A 21,622-nucleotide genomic window follows, 5' to 3' on the forward strand; every position below is an offset into this window, starting at 1 on the left:
AAACGCCATGAAAAAGCCTCTGTTTAACAAAGTTCTGGTTGCCAATCGCGGGGAAATTGCACTGCGGATCATGCGAACGCTGCGTGATCTTGAAATCCCCAGCGTGGCTATTTATTCCGATGCGGATGCCGGCAGCCTGCATCGCAAGTATGCGAACGAAGCCATTCACCTGCCCGGGCGGGCCTCGAAGGATACCTACCTGAACGTGGATGCGATCCTCGAAGCGATTCGCCTGACGGGTGCCGACGCCGTGCATCCGGGTTATGGCTTTCTTTCGGAAAATGCCGCGTTCTGTGCGGCTGTGAACAAAATGGGCGTCAAGTTCATCGGCCCTTCGGATCAGGCGATGCACCTCATGGGGGATAAGGTTCAGGCCAAAAACTTGATGAAAAAGCACAATGTCCCCACCGTGCCCGGCAGCGACGGGGCTCTGGGCTCCCTGGATGAGTTGCAGGAGCTGGCGCAAAAAATCGGTTATCCCATCATTCTGAAAGCGGCAGCCGGCGGCGGCGGACGCGGCATGCGTATCGTGCGCCAGGACGCGGAGCTGAAGGATTCCTTTGAAGCCTGCAAGCGCGAGGCTCTCTCCTATTTCGGGGATGGGACCGTCTTTGCCGAGCGTTATGTCAGCAATCCTCGACACATTGAAATTCAGGTGCTCTGCGATGGCAAACGCGGTGTCCATCTTTTCGAACGCGACTGTTCGGTGCAACGACGCCACCAGAAATTGATCGAAGAGGCCCCGAGCCGCTTTCTCAACCAGGAGCAGCGGACGCGCCTTGGCGAGATCGCGGTGCGTGCGGCGCTCGCTGCCGACTATGAAGGCGTCGGCACGGTGGAATTCATCTGCGAATCACCCGATCGCGCGTACTTCATGGAAATGAATACGCGCATTCAGGTCGAGCATCCGGTGACGGAAATGATCACCGGTGTGGATCTGATTCAGGAGCAGATTCGCGTGGCCGCGACGGGCGAACTGCGCCTGACACAGGATGACATTCAAATCCGTGGCTGGTCGATCGAAACCCGTATCAACGCTGAGGATCCGGCTCAGGACTTTATGCCGAATCCAGGCCAGATCACGCATCTGCATCTGCCGGCCGGACCCGGCATGCGGGTGGACACGCATATTTATGCGGGCTACACGATTCCTTCCGATTACGATTCGATGGTGGCCAAGTTTATCAGCTACGGTGCGGATCGTGATGAAGCCATTCAACGCATGCTGCGGGCGCTTGCGGAATTTGAATGCGATGGTGTGCCGACGACCGCGAAATTTCATGAGGTGGTGCTGAAGCATCCGGCCTTTGTTTCCGGGGAATTCGATACCGGATTTCTGGCCCTGCATCAGAAGGAAATCGAAGCCGCTTTAAAAGGCGGCCCGGCTGATGATGAATGGAGCCGGCTTTTCACAGCATTCCAGGCTCAGGTGAAGGCCGATGGCCGGCGCGGAACGACCGCAAGCGGTCCTTCGCAGTGGCAGCTGCGCGCACGTCACGAATCCTGTCGGCATTAACGGAAGGAAGTCTCATGAAGTGGATGAATAAGAATGAGAGTGCCGGGTCGGAGGTTTCGCTGCCGGATCAGCTGACGCCAGGTATTTGGAGTCCGGCACAGGTCGGCTCACAGACCCTCGAAATTTGCTGGGAACCAGGCATGCGCACGCTTTTCGTGCGGCAATCCCCCCGGCATCCGGAAGTGCCTTTGAAATATCGTTCGGCGAAAACCCAGCGTTTTCCGGGTGATCTCTTTACCGAGGTGCTCGTGGAATATGTCGGGGGACCCTCGGGTTTTGCCCGCATCATTCAAGGCGAGGTTGGCATTCAGGTCCCCGGAATGAATGGACGCAAGGCCGGAGCCGGTGTCAGCGGCGAGGTGATCCGCTCGCCCATGGTGGGCAAGGTCCTCAAGGTCCTGGTGGAGCCGGGTCAGGTGATCGAACGTGGCCATGAAGTCCTGGTGATCGAGGCCATGAAGATGGAAAACAAAATTTTTTCGCGCAGCGCCGGCACGGTCAAGGACGTGCAGGTGGCGGCCGGAGCGCAGGTGGCGGTCGGTCAGGTCCTGGTGCATATCGGGTCCTGAAACCCAAGGCGGACCTGGAGCGAAATGGGCTCCAGGCTGGTCCTGCCCATAAAAAATTTACGAAATTTCGCTAGTTTATTGATCCCACCGTGCCTGTCCGGCCTTCGTGCGCCATAATAATTTCGCGCAAATAAATGCAATATACTTCGGGCTCATGGCGTCCTCATATCGCCCGCGTTATTCTGCTTTTTGTGAATGTTGGAGCCTTGGATGAAAGCACGAGTCCCTGTCACCCTTTTCATGGCCGCCTTCCTGTTAGGAATTGCGGCCTTGTTTTCCCTGCGGGGGTCGTCCGAACGGGCACCTGCAGCCGACGCACCTCATCACCTCGAAACAAGGCCCATGGCCTTCGCTGCGGAACTCGCCGCGCCGCTTCTCGATCGCGAATTCACCTCGACCTGCCTGAGCGACAAGGATGGCTTTTATCGGGAAACCCTGCGTTTTGCAGCCGACGCCACCACCACCTTTGCCCGGCACTATTATAGCGATGCCGCATGCCACGAACCAAGTCAGCGGGAGAGCCTCAAGGAAGGTCGCTATGCAGTGGCCGCCGAGGAAGCCGGTCACCTGCTTTTGATCGTGCGCAACCTGTATGATGAAAAGTCAGCGGCGTTGACCCCTTATTTTGAAGCCTTGATCAAGGTCGATCAGGAAGAGCTTGTGATGCAAAAGAATCTCACCACGGCGCTGCACTATACCGCCACGGAGAAATCCATCTGATCGCCCCTCATCTGCCGGCAGTTTCTGCCCGCTGCGCGCTTCTTAAGGCCTGTTACAATGGAAGAGTGATAGTCCTAAGGAGGCTCCCATGCGCACCTTGGTTTTTGGTCCTATGCTCGTGTTTAGTCTGATTCTCTGTGCCTGCCAAACCGGAGGCGGTGGCGGCGGTGGCGGCGGCGGCGGAGGATCGGGTTCGTCCGGCAATGAAGGCGGGTCTGAGCCCATCAACCCCACCGAGGAAAAGGCTTACAAACGAGCAATTCTGAAATGCTATAAAACGGGCGGCTCGCGCGTTGTGAAAATCGAAGGCCAGCTGAAGTGCTATTAAGCACAGAATCATGGCTCGAAAAGAAAGCCCGGCGGCTGTCCCATGAGACCGACAGTCTGAACTGCCGCTGGACTCGAATTCTCCTCTTGGGTGTCAATAAGCCCACAAAAATCTGCAAAACAAGCCAATTTTAACCATACCCCTGCCAACTATGCTTCAAAAAGCGCGGTAAAAAGCTCGTCTCCCTTGCCTATTTTCAACCTTCAAGTATGATTATCTGCGTTTTTTTCCTATCTTAGGATACATTGAGAAATTCTTTCTTAGGCGAGAGGAGTCTAACTTGGAACTTACACTTTCGATCATTAAACCTGATGGCGTTGAACGCAACCTTGTTGGTAAAATCATCAGCAAATTCGAAGATCAGGGCATTCGCATTGCTGCCATCAAGAAACTGCAACTGACACGCGCTCAGGCTGAAGCTTTCTACGCTGTGCACAAAGCGCGCCCCTTCTTCGGAGAGCTGGTTGAATTCATGACGCGCAGCCCCGTTGTGGTCATGGCCCTGCAAGGTGAGAACGTGATCCAGCGCAACCGTGATATCATGGGCGCTACCAACCCAGCGCAAGCTGCGGCGGGCACGATTCGTAAAGACTTCGCCAAATCCATCGGCGAAAACACAGTGCACGGCTCGGACTCGCCGGAAGCTGCGAAGAACGAAGTCGCATTCTTCTTTGCATCCAGCGAAATCTGCTGAAACCATTTTGTGAATCTTCTGGAGCGGATCCCTATGGTCAATCTTATTGGCAAAATTTCATCGGAACTCGGGCTTAAGGAATTTCAAGTCCATAACTCAGTCAAACTCATGTTCGATGAGGAGTGCACAATCCCCTTCGTGGCCCGATACCGTAAGGAAATGACCGGCAGTCTGGATGAAGTTGCCTTGAGAGACATTCGGGAACGCTTCAACTACCTGACGGAACTCGAAAGCAACAAACAGAAATACCTGAAGGTGGTGGAAGAGCACTGCAAAAAAAGCCCCGAGCTGATGGACAAATACCCGGAGCTCAAGGCCAAATTTGAAAAGTGTGAAACCAAGCAGGAGCTCGAGGACCTTTATCTGCCGTTCAAACCCAAGCGCCGCACACGCGCTCAGGTCGCTCGCGAAAAAGGTCTTGAGCCTCTTCTGGAAAAAATCCTGGCTGAATCCGCCGTGCTCACCAATCTTCTGGAAGCGGCGAAGCCTTTCGTCACGGCCAGCGATGCCAGCATCGACCCAGCCCTGAAAGTGGCCGATGAAAAGGCGGCTCTGGCCGGTGCTGCCGATATCTATGCCGAGCAAATCGCGGAAACAGCGGAACTGCGGGCCCTGGTCCGGGGAATCTCCCAGGAAACCGGCGTTCTGGTCTCGAAGAAAATTGAAGGTGCTGAAGCCGAAGACCTGACCGCTGAGAAAGCCCCTGGTGTCGGCAAGGACAAGAAAAGCAAGAAAACCGATCCGTCGAAATATCAAAATTACTTCGACTATCAGGAGCCGATCAACAAGGCTGCCTCGCACCGCGTGATGGCTGTGCGCCGTGGCGAAGCCGAGAAGGTTCTGAAGGTTGCGATCGATGTCGATGTCGGCCGTATCACCCACGAGCTGAAATCCAAGGTCATCGCCGATCGCAGGATGAGTCCCGAAGTGAAGGCCTGGGTGGAAAGCATTGTGGAAGATGCCTACCGTCGTCTGATCAGCCCTTCCATCGAAACGGAACTCCGTCTGCAGCTGAAGCAGACCGCAGAAACCGAAGCGATTCGCGTCTTCTCGGAAAACCTGGAAAACCTCCTGCTGCTGCCACCCATTCCGGGCAAAAGCGTCCTTGGGGTGGATCCTGGTCTCAGGACCGGTTCAAAATTCGCTGTGGTGGACGAGACAGGCAAACTGCTGACCCACACCACGCTGCTCACCGACCTGGGTGACAAGGAAACCAATAAGACGACACGGGCCAAGGAAGAAATTCTGCGCCTGATCCGCGAGTACAATGTCCACTATGTGGCTGTTGGCAACGGAACCGGCAGCCGTGAGATCATGCGGCTCATCGCTGCTGTGTTGAAAGAAAATGATCTGAAGGACGTAAAACGTCTGGTTGTGAATGAAGCCGGCGCTTCAGTGTATTCGACCATGGATATCGCCCGCGAGGAATTCCCGGATCTCGATCCGACCATCCGCAGCGCGGTGAGCATTGCCCGCCGTCTGCAGGATCCTCTGGCTGAACTCGTGAAGATCGATCCCCGTTCCATCGGTGTGGGTCAGTATCAGCACGATGTCAACGTCACCAAACTCAAAACGAGTCTGGAAGAAGTCGTGGAAAGCTGCGTAAACCGGGTGGGTGTGAACCTCAACACGGCCAGCTATAAACTCCTGAGTTATGTCTCCGGTATCGGCGGCACGGTGGCGAAAAATATCGTCGCCAGGCGTGACAAGGAAGGCCGCTTTGCGTCCCGCAAGGATCTGATGAACGTCCTCGGCCTGGGTCCCAAAGTCTTCCAGCAGGCGGCTGGTTTCTTGCGCGTCCCCGAGTCACCGAACCCGCTGGACAACTCCGCGGTTCACCCCGAAGCCTACGAGATCGTCGAGAAAATCGCGGCCGATCAGGGCAAGGCCATCAATGAAATCGTCGGCAATCGCACCCTGGTGGAAACGATTCCGTTGGAAAAATACGTGACCGAGCGTTACGGGATGCCGACCCTGAAGGACATTGCCAAGGAACTTCTGAAGCCAGGCCGTGACCCGCGTGAAGACGGAGCCCGTCTGATGTATTCCGACGAGGTCTCGGAAATTGAAGACCTGAAAGTCGGCATGACCCTGCCAGGCACGGTGACCAACGTCACCAACTTCGGCGCCTTTGTCGACATCGGTGTGCATCAGGACGGTTTGATTCACATCAGCGAACTCGCCGATCAGTTCGTCGACGACCCCTCGAAAGTGGTGTCGGTCGGTGATGTCGTGGATGTGCGCGTGATTGAAGTCGATCTGCAGCGGCGCAGGATTGGTCTTAGCCGTCGTTTGAATGCCGCTCCCAAAGGCCAAGGCGCAGCCGCACGTCCGGAAGCTGTGGCGGGTGGACAGCCGCAGCGCGCGCAGAACGGTGGCGACAAGCGCAGTCCTTTGAAACCGCGTTCGGATTCGGGTCGCTCGGTGGGCGGCATCAGCGCGAAAAGCAAGGCGCCTCAGCCTTCCTACACGATGGATGACCTTCTGGCCAAATTTAACCAAAGGAAATAACAGGCATGTCGCAAGTCAAAGTGCAGTTGGGTGTGATCGGTGGATCGGGTGTTTACCAAATGGCCGGTGTCGAACGGGTTCGAGAACACAGCATCCCAACGCCCTTTGGCGAGCCATCCGATAATGTGATCGAAGCCACCATCGACGGCAGAACGATCTTTTTCCTGCCACGACATGGACGGGGCCATCGCTGGCTCCCGTCTGAAGTCAATTACCGGGCGAATGTTTACGCGCTCAAATCCCTGGGCGTCACGCATGTGCTGGCCGTCAGCGCGGTCGGCATCATGCAGGAGCATATTCAGCCCGGTGATCTTGTGATTCCCGATCAAATCTATGATCGCAGCAAGGGTGTGCGGCCCTCCACGTTCTTTGGCGGCGGCATCGTCGGCCATGTGGAGTTCGCTGATCCCTTCTGCCCTGATTTTCGGGGCTGGATTGAAACCGCCGCGCGCCGGGTGACCACGCATGTTCACGCCGGGGGCGGCTATGTCTGTATCGAAGGCCCGCAGTTCTCCACGCGGGCTGAGTCGCATCTTTATCGCGCCACCCTGAAACCGGTCGTCATCGGCATGACCGCACTCCCGGAAGCCAAGCTTGTGCGCGAAGCGGAAATGGCTTACGGTATGCTGGCTCTGGCCACCGACTATGATTGCTGGCACGAGCATGAAGCTGACGTTACGGTTGACGTCGTCCTTGCCGTTTTACGGGCCAACACCGATAAGGCCAACCATGTGATCAAGGAAGTGCTCGCAATCCTTCCTGATTTACATGAAAGCCGAATTTTCGAAGCGGCAAAACACGCAATCTTGACCGCACCGGAATTCATTCCGGCGCAAAGGAAAAAGGATCTGGCGCTGCTTTATGGCAAATATCTTGGCTGAATCAGGCGTAATCCGGGGTCAGGTGGAATTTCCGGTCTATTACGAAGACACCGACCTCTCGGGCTTCGTCTATCATTCCAATTACCTCAAATATTTTGAGCGCGCCCGTGAGCATGTGATCGGGATTCGCTTTCTCAAGGAACTGTTTGATCAGGGCATGCATTTTGTCGTCAGCAAGGTGGTGCTCGAATACAAGGCTCCGGCGCAGCATGGCGATCAGGTTCTGATCGTTTCGGAAGGACAATACTCCCGCTCCCCGGCGATTCCTTTTGAACAGAATGCCTATCGTGTGGACGCCGAAGGTCAAAAGCGTCTGCTCGTCTCGGGCCAGGTCACGATCGTGGCCTTGAATGCTCAGAACCGCCCCATCCGCATGCCGGATGTGATTCTCGAACGTTTTCAATCGCACAATCGTAACGCAGCAGGATCAGAACCAACCACTGACGAGGAGTCACCCCCATGGTAAACAATCCAACAGGCATCACGGGTTTCGATTTCATCGAATTCAGCAGCACGCAGCCGGAAAAATTGCACCAGCTGTTTACAAAGCTGGGCTTTTCGCGTCTCAAGCGTCACAAGACCAAAAAAATCGATTACTATCGGCAGAACGATATTCACTTCCTGGTGAATACGGAACCCGGTTCCTTTGCCGTCCAATTCAATCAACTGCATGGCCCTTGCGCGGCATCCACCGGCTGGCGCGTGAAGGATGCGAAGGCGGCTCTTGAAGCGGCTGTGTCCCGTGGCGCCAAACGCGCGGAAACATCCGATTACGATCTGCCGGCCATCCAGGGCGTTGGCAACAGCCTGATCTATTTCGTCGATTTCCATACGGCCAAGGATCGCTGGGAACGCCTGGGTTTTGTCGACCTCGAGAAGCCTGATGTCGTTCCATCCAAGGGCTTTGCTCTGGTCGATCATCTCACCAACAATGTGCACAAGGGTCAGCTGCAACCGCTCGCGACCTTCTACAAGGAAGTGTTCGGCTTCGAAGAGATTCGCTACTTCGACATCCGCGGTGAGCAGACCGGTTTGAAATCCTATGCCCTGCGTTCACCCTGCGGCTCCTTTTGTATTCCCATCAATGAAGGAACGGAAGCCAAATCGCAGATCAATGAGTATCTGAACGAGTACAAAGGTGAAGGTATTCAACACATTGCCCTTTTAACCTCCAATATCATCAGTGTGATGGATAAGATGAAGGATGAAGGTCTGAAAACCCTCGACATCGATGCTGATTACTATGATATGGCCTTCAAACGCGTGCCCAACCTGAAAGAGGACAAGCAAAAGATCCAGGATTACAACCTGCTCGTCGATGGCGATGAGAGCGGGTATCTGGTTCAAATCTTTACCGAAAACGTCATCGGCCCGATCTTCTTTGAATTCATTCAAAGACACAATAATCTTGGCTTCGGCGACGGCAACTTCGGGGCCCTGTTCCGAGCCATTGAACGCGATCAAAAACGTCGCGGCGTGCTCTAATATCCTTATGAATTGGTAAGAAAGCCCGGCCTGGACCGGGCTTTTTTGATTTTCACTCAAAATCAGGTGCCACTTTCCGATACATTCAAGAGTTGAATATTGACGTATCAATGGGAGCAGGAAGAGACAATGTCGGGAGTGGAAAACGTGGATTCACCTATTACACGCCGCAGCCTGGTTCTGCTGACCAGCCTGATGGCGGCGTCTCTGCTTCCCACGCTTGTTTATCTGACCATTGCCTCCAGTCGCCTGCCGCTCTGGTCACCGGCGTCGATGCTGCCTCTGGCTCTGGCTTTAAGCCCGGTCCTGGCCCTGCCTTTGCTGGCCTTGCTCTTTCTGGCTTCAAGGATTCCGGGCCCGGCCTCGGAACGGACAACCCTTTATGGTTTAATCCCATGCCTTCTGCTCGCGGCTTATTTCGATGCACTGAGTCTTGTCTCCTTGCAGGAAACTGACAACGATGCATCTGCCTTTTTGCACAGCGAACAGATCAATGCCTTCACGCGCAGTTTTGCGCTTTGCCTTGTTACGATCTTCGCCTTGAGATTTCATCAGCCTCACCGGGTGGGCGAAGGCCGCCGGTTCTGGCTCATGCCGCTCATGCTGGCCTTCGGTCTTTGCGGGCTGCAGGTCCTCGATCTGCGCCTCGGCGTGTTTGTCGAACATCTGCAGACCATGGTGGGCATCACCTGTCTCACGGCCATTTTCAACGTGGCCTTCCTTGGGAAAATAGCCTGGGAAAAGCAGAAACCGTTGATGCTGACTCTGGCCTGGATGGCCACCCTGCAGCTCATCAATCAGCTCCTCTTTCTTTTTTCACGGCCCGAGTCGCTGCAGGTCCAGCTGCTTCTGACGCAAAATCTCAACGATGCGCTGGCCTTTCTCGTCCCGCTTCCCTTTCTGACTCATACGATTCTGAAACAGATGACCCGTCCGGTCAGTTCCCTGCCCACGGCCAATCAATCGCAGAGCAGCCAGGGTTTGAACTCCGCCGAGGCCTTTGCCCAGGGTGTGGCGCAAGCCAAGTCCCAGCTGATGTCCAAGCTTTCGCATGAATTCAAGACACCGCTGAACACCATCATCGGTTACAGTGAACTTCTGGTCGATGAACTCGAAAGCAGCAATCAGACCCTGCTGAGCGATGATCTGCATAAGGTCAATCGCGCCGGCTGGTACCTCATGACTCTGGTGGATGATCTTCTGGACGTCTGCACACTCGATGGTCAGGGTTTCAAACCCCATGAAACCATGTTTGATGCCGAACGCTTCATGCAGATTCTGCGGCGCATGGCCGAAAAAACCGCCGCGCCGCATCTGATCCAGGTGGAATGCTTCTGTCAAAAGAATTTCGGCATGGTGTATGCGGATGAGAGCCGCCTTTTGCAGGTTTGCATGAACATTCTGCGGAACTGCGTGCGTTACTCCAGCAAGGGCCGTATCAGCCTGCATTTCTATTCCATCATCCAGAAGGGCAAGCGCTTCTTTACGATCGATATTCGCGATACCGGGCGCGGCATGGACAAGCAGGAACTGTCGCGCATTTTCTCGCCTCTTGAAAGCATCCAGAATGATTCCTGGGAATCGGTCTACACCATGAGTCTCGGCCTGCCGGTCACGAAGCGCCTGTGTGAAATGCTGGGCGGGACCCTGACCGTGGACAGCGCCCCTGGGCTTGGCACCACCTTCAGCCTTACGTTCCCGCATAAGAGAGATACGAGGGAGCCACAAAAGGTAAAACATCTGAATATCCTGCCGGCTGGCCCCGTGCTGGTGATCGATGATGATGAGGAATACGCTGGCTTCGTGCGGGAGATTCTGGAATCCGCCGGCATGCAGACCATCACTGTGACCAAGGCGCGCAGTGGACTACGGGTTTATTTGGAAAAGCAGCCGAGCGTGATCCTGGTGGATCTGAAAATGCCGGACATTGATGGCTACTCGGTGATTCAAAGCATCCGTGATCAGGATCCGAACTGTCTGATTATCACAGTCAGCGGGGAGGGCATGGATCACAACAAGGAGCTGTCCCTCGCCATGGGTTCCGATCAATTTTTTGAAAAGCCCATGGCTGTCGAGGCTGTGCTGCAGACCATTGAGAAGCGGAGTCGGCCGGTTGAGGAGCAGGATCAGGCGAAACGCGCCTGACTTTTGGCCTGCTTCAGTTTCAATCCACAGAGCAGCATTTCACCTTCCTGCCGCCGACGCAACTCAACCCCGAGTTCGCTGCAAAGCTCCTGAATCAGACTCCCTGTCAACTCCGGATCAAAGAGCACATGGACATCCGCTTCCTCCAGGTCGCGGCCGGTGAAAGGCGCCATCTGATAACTGAGGAAGAGTTGCAACCCATCCGTCTGCAATTCCATGTGCAACTGCAACTGACTTCCTCCTTCAGCCGCAATGTTTCGCAGCACACTGACGATGAGCATCACGAGCTTGGCGGTCTGCGTATGGATCAGGATATCCGGCGCCGCCTTCTGCCAGTGGAGTCGGGCCAGCCGTAAAGCGGATCCCACATTATAGATCGTATCCACATGCTGCAGAACGACATTGATGCTGGTCTGTTCGAGGCCTTCCTCGAGATAACGTCGGGAGAAGAGGCTGAAACTCCGGGCTACGTCGGCGAGATCTTGAATGCCCGATTCCAGCGGTTCGAGTAAGTCCAGAAGCGTCCGCGGCTGCATGCTGTCCTTGAGAGGCTCTTCGAGGTTATGCAGGGCCGTGCCGAGGACATCGAGCGGTCCGTTGGTCTTCAGAGCAAAATGCCCCGACATCTGCAGAAGCTCCTGCATCCGCGCGGTGCGCTGTACCCATTCCCTTTGCTCCTGACTGATTCTTTCGCTTTGATGCAGCAGGCGGAAGTAAATAGCCACCATGGTCAGGGTCAGTCCGTTGACGAAGATGGCCGTCATCAGCATGGACCGAACGCCGACCTCACGATCCCCACCGAAAGGCAGAGCCGTTCCGAATTTTAGGCAGAACCCCAAGGTGCCCAAGGCCACCAGGAGGATCACGGTGCTGACCGCAAGACCATAACGCCAGCCACAGAGAAGGAAGGCCGGCACAATCAGGACCTGAAACCAGAGAAAACCCGTGGCCGAGATGCTTTGGGCCTGAAAAAGAATGCCGACAGCCAGGAACACGCTGAGCAGGATCAAATAAACCGCCGCAACTTCAACATTGCGCTGAAAGCAGCGGTTCAGGCTTAAAAACAGAATCCCATGTCCCATCATCAGATGCGGGGCAAAGATGCCCAAATCCAGCCGATCATAATGCACGATAACTGCGAAAATCATGATGCACGTGAGAACGGTCATGATGCAGCTCAGGCTCAGCATACGACTGCGGAGCAGGGTCATGCCGCCCTGATTGCGGTTGTGCGGATGAATGGTGGCATCGAGCATGGATTCCAGACAGCTGAGGATCACACCCATTCAGGCTCCTTTCCGCAAACGCTGGAGGGTCAGATGATCCCGGGGAATCATACAGGTGAAGCGGGTCGCTCCGGGCTGGCTGGAAAATTGAATTTCTCCGCCGTGCCTCGAGAGGATGCCGCGGCTGACGCTGAGACTGAGTCCCTGAGCATGCCCCCCCGATTTGGTCGTAAAAAAGGGCTGAAAGACCCGCTCCTGGGAAGCCGGGTCGATGCCCCTGCCGTTGTCCGTTACAGAAAAATGGAGCAGTGCGTCGATAACCTGGACGTCCACCACAATGCGAGGATTCGCATGTTCGCGACAGGCATCCAGAGCATTTTGAATGAGACAGCACAGCACATAAACCAGCTGGTGCGGCTGGCAACGCAGGGTGCTGCCGGCCGCCTGGTCGTTGAAATCCAGATCCACCTGCTGGGCTTGAGCCTGAGGCTTCATGGCCAGCTGAACATCCTTCAGGATGCTGCGAACGTCGACATTCACAAAAGGTTCATGCTGATTGCCGGAGGCGAAAATAGCCAGGGACTGTTGCACGCGAATGATGCGCTCGTGGCTGCGGTGCATATTGGATAAGAGTTTGCGAGCCTCGTGAGACCACTCATTTCGCTCCAGCTGACGGCGCAATCGTGTGACGCTCCCCTGCAGGATCGCCAAGGGATTATTGACCTCATGGGCGACATGTCCCACCAGCTCACCCACGGCCCCCGTATGCGCATGCCTCGCCGTCAGCAAACGCTGCCGCGTCTGATGCTGATCGCTGACATCACGCAGGTATTCATAAACACCGGTTGCGGCGGCGGTCAGCAGGGTCGAAGCCGTGAGCTGCAGAAAAATCTGTATGATGTATTCGTTCTGGGTCATGGCCAACCAGGGTGAGCCTTCATGGTGACGATAAAGGATGTTGAGAACGGAACTGGCGATGACGCCAAAGGACGCGAGAAAGGCCCCACGCAGACCAAAGAGAAAGCAGCTGATCACGATCAAATACGACGACCAGAGATAGACCAGGGAAAAGAGCGAAGGCGTCGCAGCCACCATAAAGATGAAAAAGGCGTGGATCCACAGCACGAAGAACGCGGCCAGGGGACCATAGCGCTGCTGCCGCCGGAGGCTGCCGAGCAGGATCAGGCAAACCACAAGGTTCACCAGTCCAAGGGCGGTCGAGTGTGTGCTTTCGCGAACCTGCGATGAGAAAAGGGGAATAAAGCCGCAGGGGATCAGAAAGAGGATGGCAAAGGCCAAAAACCGGACGCGAAAAAGATCACGCATCTCCATCCTCCGCAGTTCAGGCGAAAGAAGTCGGTCGAGCAGAGCCACGATGGAGTTTAGAAATTTCATTCCCATCCTTTGCCACCGGACAAGGTCCGGCTGCAAGGAGGATCGGCGTGATTTCACAAAACTACGGAGGCAAATCTTGCCGGACTCAACCCTGACGGGTTTGTGTGGCAAGCCAGGCCAGATGCTCTTTCTCCAGAAGGTCCAGGGGCAGGGGTCCGTTCTTCAGAATCTGGTCATGAAAGGCGCGGATATCAAACTTTTGACCCAGTTTTTCCTCGGCCGTTTTCCGCAGCTCCATAATTTTAAGCATGCCGATCTTATAGGCGGTCGCCTGACCTGGCATCACAATATAGCGTTCCACCGCCTTGATGATTTCCCCCTCGTCGGCGGGCGTATTCTCGCTCAGAAAACGGATGCCCTCCTCGCGCGTCCAGCGTTTGGCGTGAATGCCGGTATCCACCACCAGCCGGCAGGCTCGCCAGAGTTCCATGGAAAGGCGACCGAAATCGGAATAGGGGTCCTTATAGAATCCATAGGCCTTGGGCAGATACTCGCTGTAGAGGCCCCAGCCTTCGATAAAAGCGGTGAAGCCACCAAAGCGCCGGAATTTGGGCAGACCCTTCAGCTGCTGGGAAATGGAAAGCTGCAGATGGTGACCCGGGACACCTTCATGATAGGCCAGGGCTTCCATTTCATACTTGGGCACCTGCCGCATATCCCAGAGGTTCACATAAAAAATGCCGGGACGACTGCCATCCATGGCCGGACTGTTGTAAAAACCGATTTCCGCACTTTTTTCGCGGAAGGGTTCCACGGCCTTGACCTGAAGCTTGTCCTTCGGCAGAAGGCCGAAGAGCTCGGGCAGCTCACCATGCATGCGATCGATCATCGCCTGCGTATCCCGAAGATAACCTTCCTTGCCGGCCGGGCTTTGCTCATAATAGAAGCGATCGTCCTGGAGAAGATGCGCGAAAAACTGCTTCAGATTGCCTTTGTACCCCACCTTCTCGCGAATCGCATTCATGTCCTGATGGATGCGTTTCACTTCCGCAAGACCCAGCTGATGAATTTCATCCGCCGTGAGATGGGTGGTCGTGATCTGCCGCAATTGATTCCGATAGAAGGCTTCTCCATCCGGCAGCGTCCAGGCTCCGACGCGAGTCGACGCCTTTTTTTCCAGCCCTTCGATCAACGTGATCAGATCCTGATAGGCCGGCTGCAGATCACCGACCAGCGCCTGGTTCAGATCCTTAAGAAGTGCCTCCCGGGTGGCCGTGTCCAATTCCACTTTTCCTATCTTCGCGGTAAAATCGGCGAGCAAGGCTGAAGGTTCCTTGCCCTGATCAAAGGGTGCGCCTGTGATCACATTACGGGCATCGGAAAGCACTTTGGGAAAGACGAACTTCGGCGGGATGATGCCGCGTTTTTCCCGCTCGCTGATATTATCCCGCAGCTGCCCGAAGAGGCGGCGGGTATCCCGCACGCGGCTGATATAGGCGCGGGCATCGGCTTCATTATCGATGCGATGCATGTTGATCAAAAACGAGGGCACCTCAGCCTGGGCGCCGAACATCTGATTCACCGGAAAATTATGAAAGCGGAAGGGAAAGGCCGCCTTCTGATCGGCGATCTGCCTTTCAAAAATCTGATAGCTCAGCTGAGCTTCCTTGTCGAGCTTGTCAAAGTCGAAGGTCTTCAGTTCAGCAAGATTTTTCTCGGCCAGCTGCATGCGCTTCTGGTTGCGCGCGTCAGATATATCGTCAAAGCGATCATACTCTTTTTTGATGCCGAGGGCGGTCATGCGCTGGGGGGAGAGGGCCAGATTCTCCTGGAAGGCTCTTTCGAAAAAAGCATTCAATCGTTCCGTTTCCGTTTGCGGCTGGGATGGGGTCTGGCAGGCGGCCAGAACGATGAGACTCAGCGCGATCAAACCCGTTCGAAGCTTTCGGTGCATAGGGACTCCCGCAAAAAATCCTGCTTTGGTAAGTGGAATCGGAGCCGGTCGGCTCCGATGCTTAACTCTTGAGCGACTCCGCGACAAACTCCTGCAGCTTGTCGACCCCTTTGAATCCGGTATACATGCCCTTCTTCTTTTTCTGATCAAAAACGAAAAAGACCGGCAGCACTTCGGTGCCGGCGACGGCCATCATCTCCGGATGATCATCGACGCAGATCTTGGCGAAGGTCATCTGGTATTCATTTTCCTTTTCCATTTTGTCGGTCGCCGGTGTCGACAGCTTGCAGATGCCGCAGCTGCGTTTCCAGAGTTTCAAAAAAACGCGCTCGCCCTTATCGAGGTGTGCTTTCAAATCATCAGGTGTCCAGGCTTCCATGGCATTTCTCCTCGTTGACCAGGTTCAAGGGACACCTTAACAAAGCGCCGGACGCCTTACAAGGTGGAGGCCGCGCACCACGTCAACCGGACAAGAGGTCGGCCTCTGGATTGAGGCTTTGCAAAGGGAGGACCTTCCGCTAGTCTGCCGATCAGTTCCGTATACCTTATCGTTAAGGAGTTTCGCATGAAACCATGGATACTGCTCGCAGCCCTGGCGTTCCTGGCGCCTGGGAAAAGCTATGCAACGTCAAAAGGAAAACCTGCCTTGGACTCCGAACTTTATCAGCTTATTGAAATCGAGGATCAGCGTGACGGTCGTCATCCTTTTTTGCAGGAAGCCCTGAAGGGAAAGGACCCAGAGCTGGCCGCGCGCGCTCTGCTGGCCCTGGGTCGCATCGGTGAACCGGGTGCCGCCCCGCTGGTGCAGCCCCATCTCGCGAGTTCACAGGCCACCGTGCGGCGGCACGCAGCGTTTGCCCTGGGTCTCATCAAACAAGCGGAGAGTTTGAAACCTTTGCAGGGTCGTCTCGCACGGGAATCGCAGCCTGCGGTTCGGGCGGAGTTGTATGCCGCTCTCGGCCGCCTGCAGGTGCCCGAGGTTTTGCCGATCCTGGAAGCCGCCTTGCAGCAGGAAAAGCATCCGGTCGCCCAATCCGGTCTGGCCATGGGTTTTTGCTTTCTCTTTCTGGCGGCGGATGCAAAAACATGGGACGTCAGCCCGGAGGCCTTGTCCCTGCTCATGAATCAAATGAAAAGTCAGGCGCCCCTTGGCATCGCAGCCGCCTGGGCTTTGGCTCGTTATCAGGGCGACATCAGCCGTCTGCCGGAACAGGCTCTGATCGCAGCCATCACCGGCGCACGGGAACCCGAGGCCCGGGCCATTGCTCTGAAAGCGCTGGCTCGTCATAAAACTGAAAACACCGCCCGGTTTCTCACCCAGCTTCTTCAGGAAGGGGAATCGCACAACGTTCGCATCGAAGCGGCCCAGAGTCTGGCCGGTCAAACGCCGCAGGATTTCGTGCTCAAGGCTTTGCTTGCAGCCGCAGGGCGGGACATGACGATCGTGCGAGCGGCAGCCTTGAATACGCTGGCCACGTTTCAAAATCTCAGCGGTGTCGTGCCGCAAACTCTGCAGGCGATGACGAAAAGCCAGCCTTCCCCCTGGCTGCAGGGCAAAGCGTATCTGGCTCTGGCGCCGCAGCTCCCAGCTGATGCCAGGCGCACTTTGATTCTGGAAGGACTCCAGCATCCCGATGTTTATGTGCAAAGGGAGATGATCACGCTGCTGCCCCAGCTCGATGCGGAAGGTTTAAAAATCCTTGCCAACAAAGCGGACAATCCGTCCATCCTTATCGCCGGAGCCGCACTCCATGTCCTCCGGGAGCGCGGCAAGGACCAGATGAATGACAGCCTGAAGGCGGTCATGCTCAAGCAGCTCGCACGTCATGATCCTGTGATCACCAGCATTGTGATGGATGCGGCCGGAAAATTCGGCTGGAAGGATGCGCTGCCGCTGCTGATCAAAGCATCCGAGGAAAAATGGGCGCTCGCGGATTATCCTGTGCAGGAGAATCTCATGGGCGCTCTCGCCCAGTTCCAGGATCCTGCAACCCTGCCCCTGGTGGAAAAATACCTGCAGCATCCCGTCCGCAATGTAGTGGTGAAAGCCGCCGAGGCCTGGCAGAACATAACGGGAAAACCCCTGGAAAAACCGCTGCCGCATAATCATCGGGTGGACGAGGCCACACCAGCTCTGACGGATATACAAAAGGCTCTCGAGAGTGAAATCATCCTCGACACCGACAAGGGCCGCGTGCGGCTGGTGATGCTGAAGGATGCTCCGGTGACAGCCACCAAGGTCGTGCAGTGGGCTCAAAAAGGTTTTTATGATGGTTTGAACTTTCATCGGGTGGTGCCGCACTGGGTGGTGCAGGGTGGTGATCCCCGCGGCGATGGCGAAGGCGGGGAGGGTTTGATTCGCGATGAGGTGTCGATGAGCCCGCACCTTCCCTATACGGTTGGCATTGCGACCGCGGGCAAGGATACCGGCAGCACACAGATGTTCTTCAACCTCGGCAACAATACCCGACTCGATGGAGCCTATACGGTCTTCGCTCAGGTCATCGATGGGCGGGATGTCGTCGATCGACTGGAACTCGGCGATAAAATCATCAAGGCCACCGTCCAGCCTTTTCGAGGTTTATGAATGTCACGCGCGACGCTCTCCATTGTGCTTCTCCTGGTGGCGATGACCTCCATTCAATTTGGAGCGTCCTTTGCCAAACAGATTTTTCACATCGTCCATCCGGCCGGCATCACCCTGCTGCGGACCAGCCTTGCGGCGATTTTTCTTCTGGCCCTCTGGCGTCCGTGGCGGGCCAACTGGGATCGATCCGCCTGGCTGCATGTGCTGCCCTATGGAGCGTCGCTTGGCATCATGAACCTTCTCTTTTATTTGTCCTTGGAACGCATTCCCCTGGGCATCGCGGTCGCGGTGGAATTCACCGGACCGCTGGGTCTGGCCCTGGTGTCCTCGCGACGCAGGCAGGATCTTCTTTGGGTGCTGCTTGCGGCCCTGGGCATCATTCTCATTTCTCCCATCACAGGACACGATGCCCTGGATCCGATCGGCCTTCTTTTGGCGCTTGGGGCCGGTTTCTGTTGGGCGCTTTACATCATCTTTGGCCAGCGCATGGGTCGACGGATTCCGGCCGGCACCGCCACGGCACTTGGCATGCTGGTCGCGGCGCTGGTGACCGTTCCGGTCGGTGCTTTTTATGTGAATGAACAGTTTTTACAGATGCAGGTCTGGTGGATGGGTCTGATCGTGGCCGTGTTTTCGAGTGCTTTGCCTTATTCCCTGGAAATGACGGCCCTTAAGCATCTGCCGACCAAAACCTTCGGGATTCTGATGAGTCTGGAGCCGGCCATTGCCGCTCTGATGGGGCTTCTCTTTCTGAAGGAAACCCTGAATCTGCAGCAGGGTCTGGCCATGGGCTGCATTATGCTGGCTTCCGCCGGTTGCACCCTTCTTTCGCCCGAGATCAAGGAGGCATGAGCTGCGCATAACGCTCACACCATTGCGGTCGCTTGAGCTTTTCCGCAATGGTTCTGAGTTTGCTGGCATGATCCTGGGGCAGGGGACAAAGCATTTCATAGGGACCACAGGGATGCCGGTATTCCAGGCGAAAGTCATAGGCACCGGGGGGTGAATTCTTCGAACGCACGACTTGAAAGACAGGCTGGACCAGAGCTTCGAAACTCTTGCGAAAGGCCTCTCGCTTATCGAGCTCCTGCCGGTTCTCCGCCAGATGCTTTTCGGCCTCGCGCACCTGATCGCGCAGGGTTTCGATTTCAAATCGCAAAGCCAGAACCTTCTCATCCAAATCAAAGGCCGGTATGGGACCCTTATTGCTTTTACGCAGCTGCTGATACTGCAGATCCAGAACCAGCTGACGGGCCTTGGCATCCTTGATTTTCTGCTCACCCTGCGCGATCAGGCCCTGCAGGTAATCCACATCATTGTAGGCATTGAGCAGCGTGCCACTGACCTCGGAGCGACAGTGTTCGCGCATGTCATGGCGGGCATCCTCGGCCGCCCGGAGGGAGTTGGAACTGATCCCAAGCATCAGAAAAATAAAGAATTTCATGCGTTACCTGGCAAAAAAAATGAGGAGAGCATCCTGGATGCTTCCCTCATTGTAGCATGAGCCGGTTCGTTAGAGCTGACGCCCCACTACCTGAAAGCTATCGATATCCCATCCATCATAGGTAATGGAATAGTCAGATTTCAGCCTGAAACGAATGCGGAAGACGCTTGCACCTTGGAGGACATCCTTCAAGCTCAGCGACAGGGTGGTCCAGTCGCTGGAACCGGTCAGTTTCTTCAACTCAATCCAGGTCTGCCCCTGATCCTTGCTCAACTCAACATAGCCATAGTCATAAGCGGATTCGAGCTGATAACGGTTTTTCACATCCAGCATCAGATCGCTATCGGTGAAGGGGAAGTCCACCGTTTCTGCGGCAATGTCGATGTTATTCTGATAGGATCCGGTCGCGCTATCGGTCAGGACCGAAAGTCCATTTTTATTGGCGAGCGACCAGGTGCCACCCAGCTGGAACCAGTTCGTGTTGCTGACCGCATCTTCCGTCAGAAGAACCGCGACAGGCTTCAGGGTGAAACCTGCGCTGTCAGACGCGGCGCTCAGGTTGCCGACGTTATCCACCGCGCGCACGGCAAGGAAAGCGGACTGGTTATAGTCAAGACCCGTGATGCGAGCCGTTACTGTTCCATCCTGACGAACCACTTCAGAAACGGCGATGTTCGCAGCAGCCTCCCAGTCGTTGTCATCGAGGATGGGTTCCGCGGCCAGACGCACAAGATAGCGACTGGCCTGACCATCGTCACCGTCGTCACCGCTTTCCTTCCAGCTGACACGCAGATCCTTGACGCCGGTTTCCAGAATCGTGATGTCCTGAACAGCGGCCGGAGCCAGGCTATCGTTTTCGAGCGCACTGGCGGCGCTGATGCGACCGAATTTGACCGCGTTTTGAATCTGCGGCACGAACTGAGTGGCGCCGATGATGCGGTTTTTCAGATCCTGGGCCTTCAGGGAAGGATATTCAGCCTTGAGCAGGGCCACCAGTCCCGTGACATGCGGCGTGGCCATCGAGGTGCCGCTTTTCGTTCCATAACCATTGTTAGGAATGGTCGACCAGATGTCGGAGCCTGGAGCCGCCACATGCACCGATTTCACCCCGAAGTTCGAGAAGTAGGAGAGAGCATCCCGCCGATCGGTGGACGCCACCGCGATAATATTGGGCACATCGTAGCTGGAAGGATAATGCGCGACCGCATCGTTATTGCTGCTGTTATTGCCTGCGGCTGCAATGAAAAGGATATTCTTTTCGTTGGCGCGCTGAATGGCAGCCAGCATGGCTTCCGAGTATGCGCCGCCGCCCCAGCTATTGTTGCTGGCCACCACACCGAGGTTGGTGGCGTAATCAATCCCCTTGATCAGGACATCCGCTGAACTCTCCCCGGCACCTGAAAATACCTTGATCGGCACCATGGACACCGACCAGTTCACACCCACAACACCGCGACCGTTGTTGCCGCGGCCACCGATGGTACCGGCGACATGCGTGCCGTGGCTGTTGTCGTCCATAGGATCATTATCATTATTAAAGAAGTCCCAGCCATGCCAGTCATCGACATAGCCGTTGCCATCATCATCGATCCCATTGGTGCTGCGATCCTGACCGTTGAAGTCCTGACCGGTTTCACCCGGGTTTTTCCAGATGTTGTCGGCCAGATCCAGATGATTGTAATCGGTCCCGCTATCGATGATACCGACCAGCACCGAAGCGCTGCCGGTGCTGAAGTCCCAGGCTTTGGTCATGCCGATATCAGCGCCGACCACACCCCCGGATGCTCCGTCGTTGCGCAAACCGTAGAGCCGATTGAAATCGGGATCGTTGGGAACGCGCTCATCAAGACGATAGATCAGGTTCGCTTCCACCGCCTGCACACGGCGATCAGCCGCCAGGTCCTGAGCGACCGCTTCCAGATCAACCGCTTCTCCCTGAGGGAAACGCACGACCATGGATCGTTCATTCAGGATTTCGACTTTGGCGGAAGTGTGAGAGCGAAGGAGGGCATCGACTTGTAAGGATTCACCGGAGCGTACAGTGAGGATCAGTTCGTTTTCCTTGTGCGGATGCTCCAGCTTCAGTTTCTGTGGCACCTTTGCGCAACCCAGGATAGCAATCATGACCCAAAGGGGCCGCAAGGCCCTTGTCGAGCGAGACTTCATGTCTGTCCTTTGTTTTAAAAAATGGATATGCCAAATGCCGCGAGGTGCGACACCACTGCCC

The 21,622-nt window shown here is 55.7% G+C and carries 18 protein-coding genes; 12 read left to right on the plus strand and 6 right to left on the minus strand.

Translation table 11 applies throughout. The features are described from left to right. Positions 1–7 precede the first annotated feature (7 nt). From OLTU_RS25770 to OLTU_RS25815, 10 genes are all read left to right on the plus strand, one after another. Positions 8–1,516: an acetyl-CoA carboxylase biotin carboxylase subunit gene (locus tag OLTU_RS25770; protein WP_218110265.1), complete on the plus strand. Its 1,509-nt coding sequence runs from the start codon at positions 8–10 to the stop codon at positions 1,514–1,516. 14 nt (positions 1,517–1,530) lie between these two features. Next, positions 1,531–2,085, plus strand: a complete 555-nt coding sequence (locus OLTU_RS25775; RefSeq protein WP_176736966.1) for an acyl-CoA carboxylase biotin carboxyl carrier protein subunit — start codon at positions 1,531–1,533, stop codon at positions 2,083–2,085. 210 nt (positions 2,086–2,295) lie between these two features. Further along, entirely contained in the window at positions 2,296–2,805 is a 510-nt protein-coding gene (locus OLTU_RS25780) for a hypothetical protein (protein ID WP_141735607.1), read from the plus strand. 88 nt (positions 2,806–2,893) lie between these two features. After that, on the plus strand, positions 2,894–3,133 hold the full coding sequence (locus tag OLTU_RS25785) for a hypothetical protein (protein ID WP_141735608.1): 240 nt from the start codon (positions 2,894–2,896) through the stop codon (positions 3,131–3,133). 280 nt (positions 3,134–3,413) lie between these two features. Next, on the plus strand, positions 3,414–3,827 hold the full coding sequence (ndk, locus tag OLTU_RS25790; RefSeq protein WP_141735609.1) for a nucleoside-diphosphate kinase: 414 nt from the start codon (positions 3,414–3,416) through the stop codon (positions 3,825–3,827). A 33-nt stretch (positions 3,828–3,860) separates the two neighbouring features. After that, positions 3,861–6,338: a Tex family protein gene (locus OLTU_RS25795; protein ID WP_141735610.1), complete on the plus strand. Its 2,478-nt coding sequence runs from the start codon at positions 3,861–3,863 to the stop codon at positions 6,336–6,338. Between the two features lie 5 nt (positions 6,339–6,343). Next, positions 6,344–7,219 (plus strand): S-methyl-5'-thioadenosine phosphorylase, encoded by an 876-nt coding sequence (gene mtnP / locus OLTU_RS25800; protein WP_141735611.1) that lies wholly within the window; start codon positions 6,344–6,346, stop codon positions 7,217–7,219. After that, positions 7,212–7,685 (plus strand): thioesterase family protein, encoded by a 474-nt coding sequence (locus OLTU_RS25805; protein ID WP_281181249.1) that lies wholly within the window; start codon positions 7,212–7,214, stop codon positions 7,683–7,685. Before mtnP ends, OLTU_RS25805 begins: the two co-directional genes overlap by 8 nt. After that, positions 7,679–8,704, plus strand: coding sequence for a 4-hydroxyphenylpyruvate dioxygenase (gene hppD, locus OLTU_RS25810; protein ID WP_141735613.1), 1,026 nt, complete (start codon positions 7,679–7,681; stop codon positions 8,702–8,704). Before OLTU_RS25805 ends, hppD begins: the two co-directional genes overlap by 7 nt. Positions 8,705–8,851: 147 nt before the next feature. Then, the gene (locus tag OLTU_RS25815) at positions 8,852–10,849 is read left to right on the plus strand and encodes an ATP-binding response regulator (RefSeq protein WP_176736967.1); all 1,998 of its coding nucleotides are present in this window, start codon (positions 8,852–8,854) and stop codon (positions 10,847–10,849) included. Here the strand turns inward: OLTU_RS25815 and OLTU_RS25820 are convergent. The 4 genes from OLTU_RS25820 to OLTU_RS25835 form a co-directional block, all read right to left on the minus strand. Then, complete coding sequence (locus OLTU_RS25820) at positions 10,831–12,135, minus strand: sensor histidine kinase (protein WP_141735615.1); 1,305 nt, start codon at positions 12,133–12,135, stop codon at positions 10,831–10,833. The two genes, OLTU_RS25815 and OLTU_RS25820, sit on opposite strands and share 19 nt — an antisense overlap. Next, positions 12,136–13,470 (minus strand): sensor histidine kinase, encoded by a 1,335-nt coding sequence (locus tag OLTU_RS25825; protein ID WP_176736968.1) that lies wholly within the window; start codon positions 13,468–13,470, stop codon positions 12,136–12,138. An 85-nt stretch (positions 13,471–13,555) separates the two neighbouring features. Continuing rightward, positions 13,556–15,364, minus strand: a complete 1,809-nt coding sequence (locus OLTU_RS25830; protein ID WP_141735617.1) for a DUF885 domain-containing protein — start codon at positions 15,362–15,364, stop codon at positions 13,556–13,558. Between the two features lie 61 nt (positions 15,365–15,425). Beyond that, positions 15,426–15,743 carry a thioredoxin family protein gene (locus OLTU_RS25835; protein WP_141735618.1) on the minus strand — a complete coding sequence of 106 codons (318 nt, stop codon included), beginning with the start codon at positions 15,741–15,743 and terminating at the stop codon, positions 15,426–15,428. Positions 15,744–15,929: 186 nt separating this feature from the next. Here OLTU_RS25835 and OLTU_RS25840 point away from each other — a divergent pair, with 186 nt between their 5' ends. Next, positions 15,930–17,951, plus strand: coding sequence for a HEAT repeat domain-containing protein (locus tag OLTU_RS25840; RefSeq protein WP_141735619.1), 2,022 nt, complete (start codon positions 15,930–15,932; stop codon positions 17,949–17,951). Next, complete coding sequence (locus OLTU_RS25845; RefSeq protein ID WP_141735620.1) at positions 17,952–18,803, plus strand: EamA family transporter; 852 nt, start codon at positions 17,952–17,954, stop codon at positions 18,801–18,803. Here the strand turns inward: OLTU_RS25845 and OLTU_RS25850 are convergent. Together OLTU_RS25850 and OLTU_RS25855 are read right to left on the minus strand one after the other, a co-directional pair. Next, on the minus strand, positions 18,790–19,395 hold the full coding sequence (locus tag OLTU_RS25850; RefSeq protein ID WP_141735621.1) for a hypothetical protein: 606 nt from the start codon (positions 19,393–19,395) through the stop codon (positions 18,790–18,792). The two genes, OLTU_RS25845 and OLTU_RS25850, sit on opposite strands and share 14 nt — an antisense overlap. 69 nt (positions 19,396–19,464) lie before the next feature. Further along, a complete protein-coding gene (locus OLTU_RS25855) occupies positions 19,465–21,561 on the minus strand; it encodes a S8 family serine peptidase (RefSeq protein ID WP_141735622.1) in 2,097 nt (698 codons plus the stop codon). Positions 21,562–21,622 lie beyond the last annotated feature (61 nt).

Source organism: Oligoflexus tunisiensis, assembly GCF_001748245.1.
Classification (GTDB): domain Bacteria; phylum Bdellovibrionota_B; class Oligoflexia; order Oligoflexales; family Oligoflexaceae; genus Oligoflexus; species Oligoflexus tunisiensis.

Coding starts and splice junctions, on each gene's coding strand:
- OLTU_RS25850 (WP_141735621.1), bottom strand. CDS start 19,395: ATGAAATTCTTTATTTTTCTGATGCTTGGGATCAGTTCCAACTCCCTC.
- OLTU_RS25840 (WP_141735619.1), top strand. CDS start 15,930: ATGAAACCATGGATACTGCTCGCAGCCCTGGCGTTCCTGGCGCCTGGG.
- OLTU_RS25835 (WP_141735618.1), bottom strand. CDS start 15,743: ATGGAAGCCTGGACACCTGATGATTTGAAAGCACACCTCGATAAGGGC.
- OLTU_RS25785 (WP_141735608.1), top strand. CDS start 2,894: ATGCGCACCTTGGTTTTTGGTCCTATGCTCGTGTTTAGTCTGATTCTC.
- hppD (WP_141735613.1), top strand. CDS start 7,679: ATGGTAAACAATCCAACAGGCATCACGGGTTTCGATTTCATCGAATTC.
- OLTU_RS25845 (WP_141735620.1), top strand. CDS start 17,952: ATGTCACGCGCGACGCTCTCCATTGTGCTTCTCCTGGTGGCGATGACC.
- OLTU_RS25780 (WP_141735607.1), top strand. CDS start 2,296: ATGAAAGCACGAGTCCCTGTCACCCTTTTCATGGCCGCCTTCCTGTTA.
- OLTU_RS25775 (WP_176736966.1), top strand. CDS start 1,531: ATGAAGTGGATGAATAAGAATGAGAGTGCCGGGTCGGAGGTTTCGCTG.
- OLTU_RS25830 (WP_141735617.1), bottom strand. CDS start 15,364: ATGCACCGAAAGCTTCGAACGGGTTTGATCGCGCTGAGTCTCATCGTT.
- OLTU_RS25825 (WP_176736968.1), bottom strand. CDS start 13,470: ATGAAATTTCTAAACTCCATCGTGGCTCTGCTCGACCGACTTCTTTCG.
- mtnP (WP_141735611.1), top strand. CDS start 6,344: ATGTCGCAAGTCAAAGTGCAGTTGGGTGTGATCGGTGGATCGGGTGTT.
- OLTU_RS25855 (WP_141735622.1), bottom strand. CDS start 21,561: ATGAAGTCTCGCTCGACAAGGGCCTTGCGGCCCCTTTGGGTCATGATT.
- OLTU_RS25770 (WP_218110265.1), top strand. CDS start 8: ATGAAAAAGCCTCTGTTTAACAAAGTTCTGGTTGCCAATCGCGGGGAA.
- OLTU_RS25795 (WP_141735610.1), top strand. CDS start 3,861: ATGGTCAATCTTATTGGCAAAATTTCATCGGAACTCGGGCTTAAGGAA.
- OLTU_RS25820 (WP_141735615.1), bottom strand. CDS start 12,135: ATGGGTGTGATCCTCAGCTGTCTGGAATCCATGCTCGATGCCACCATT.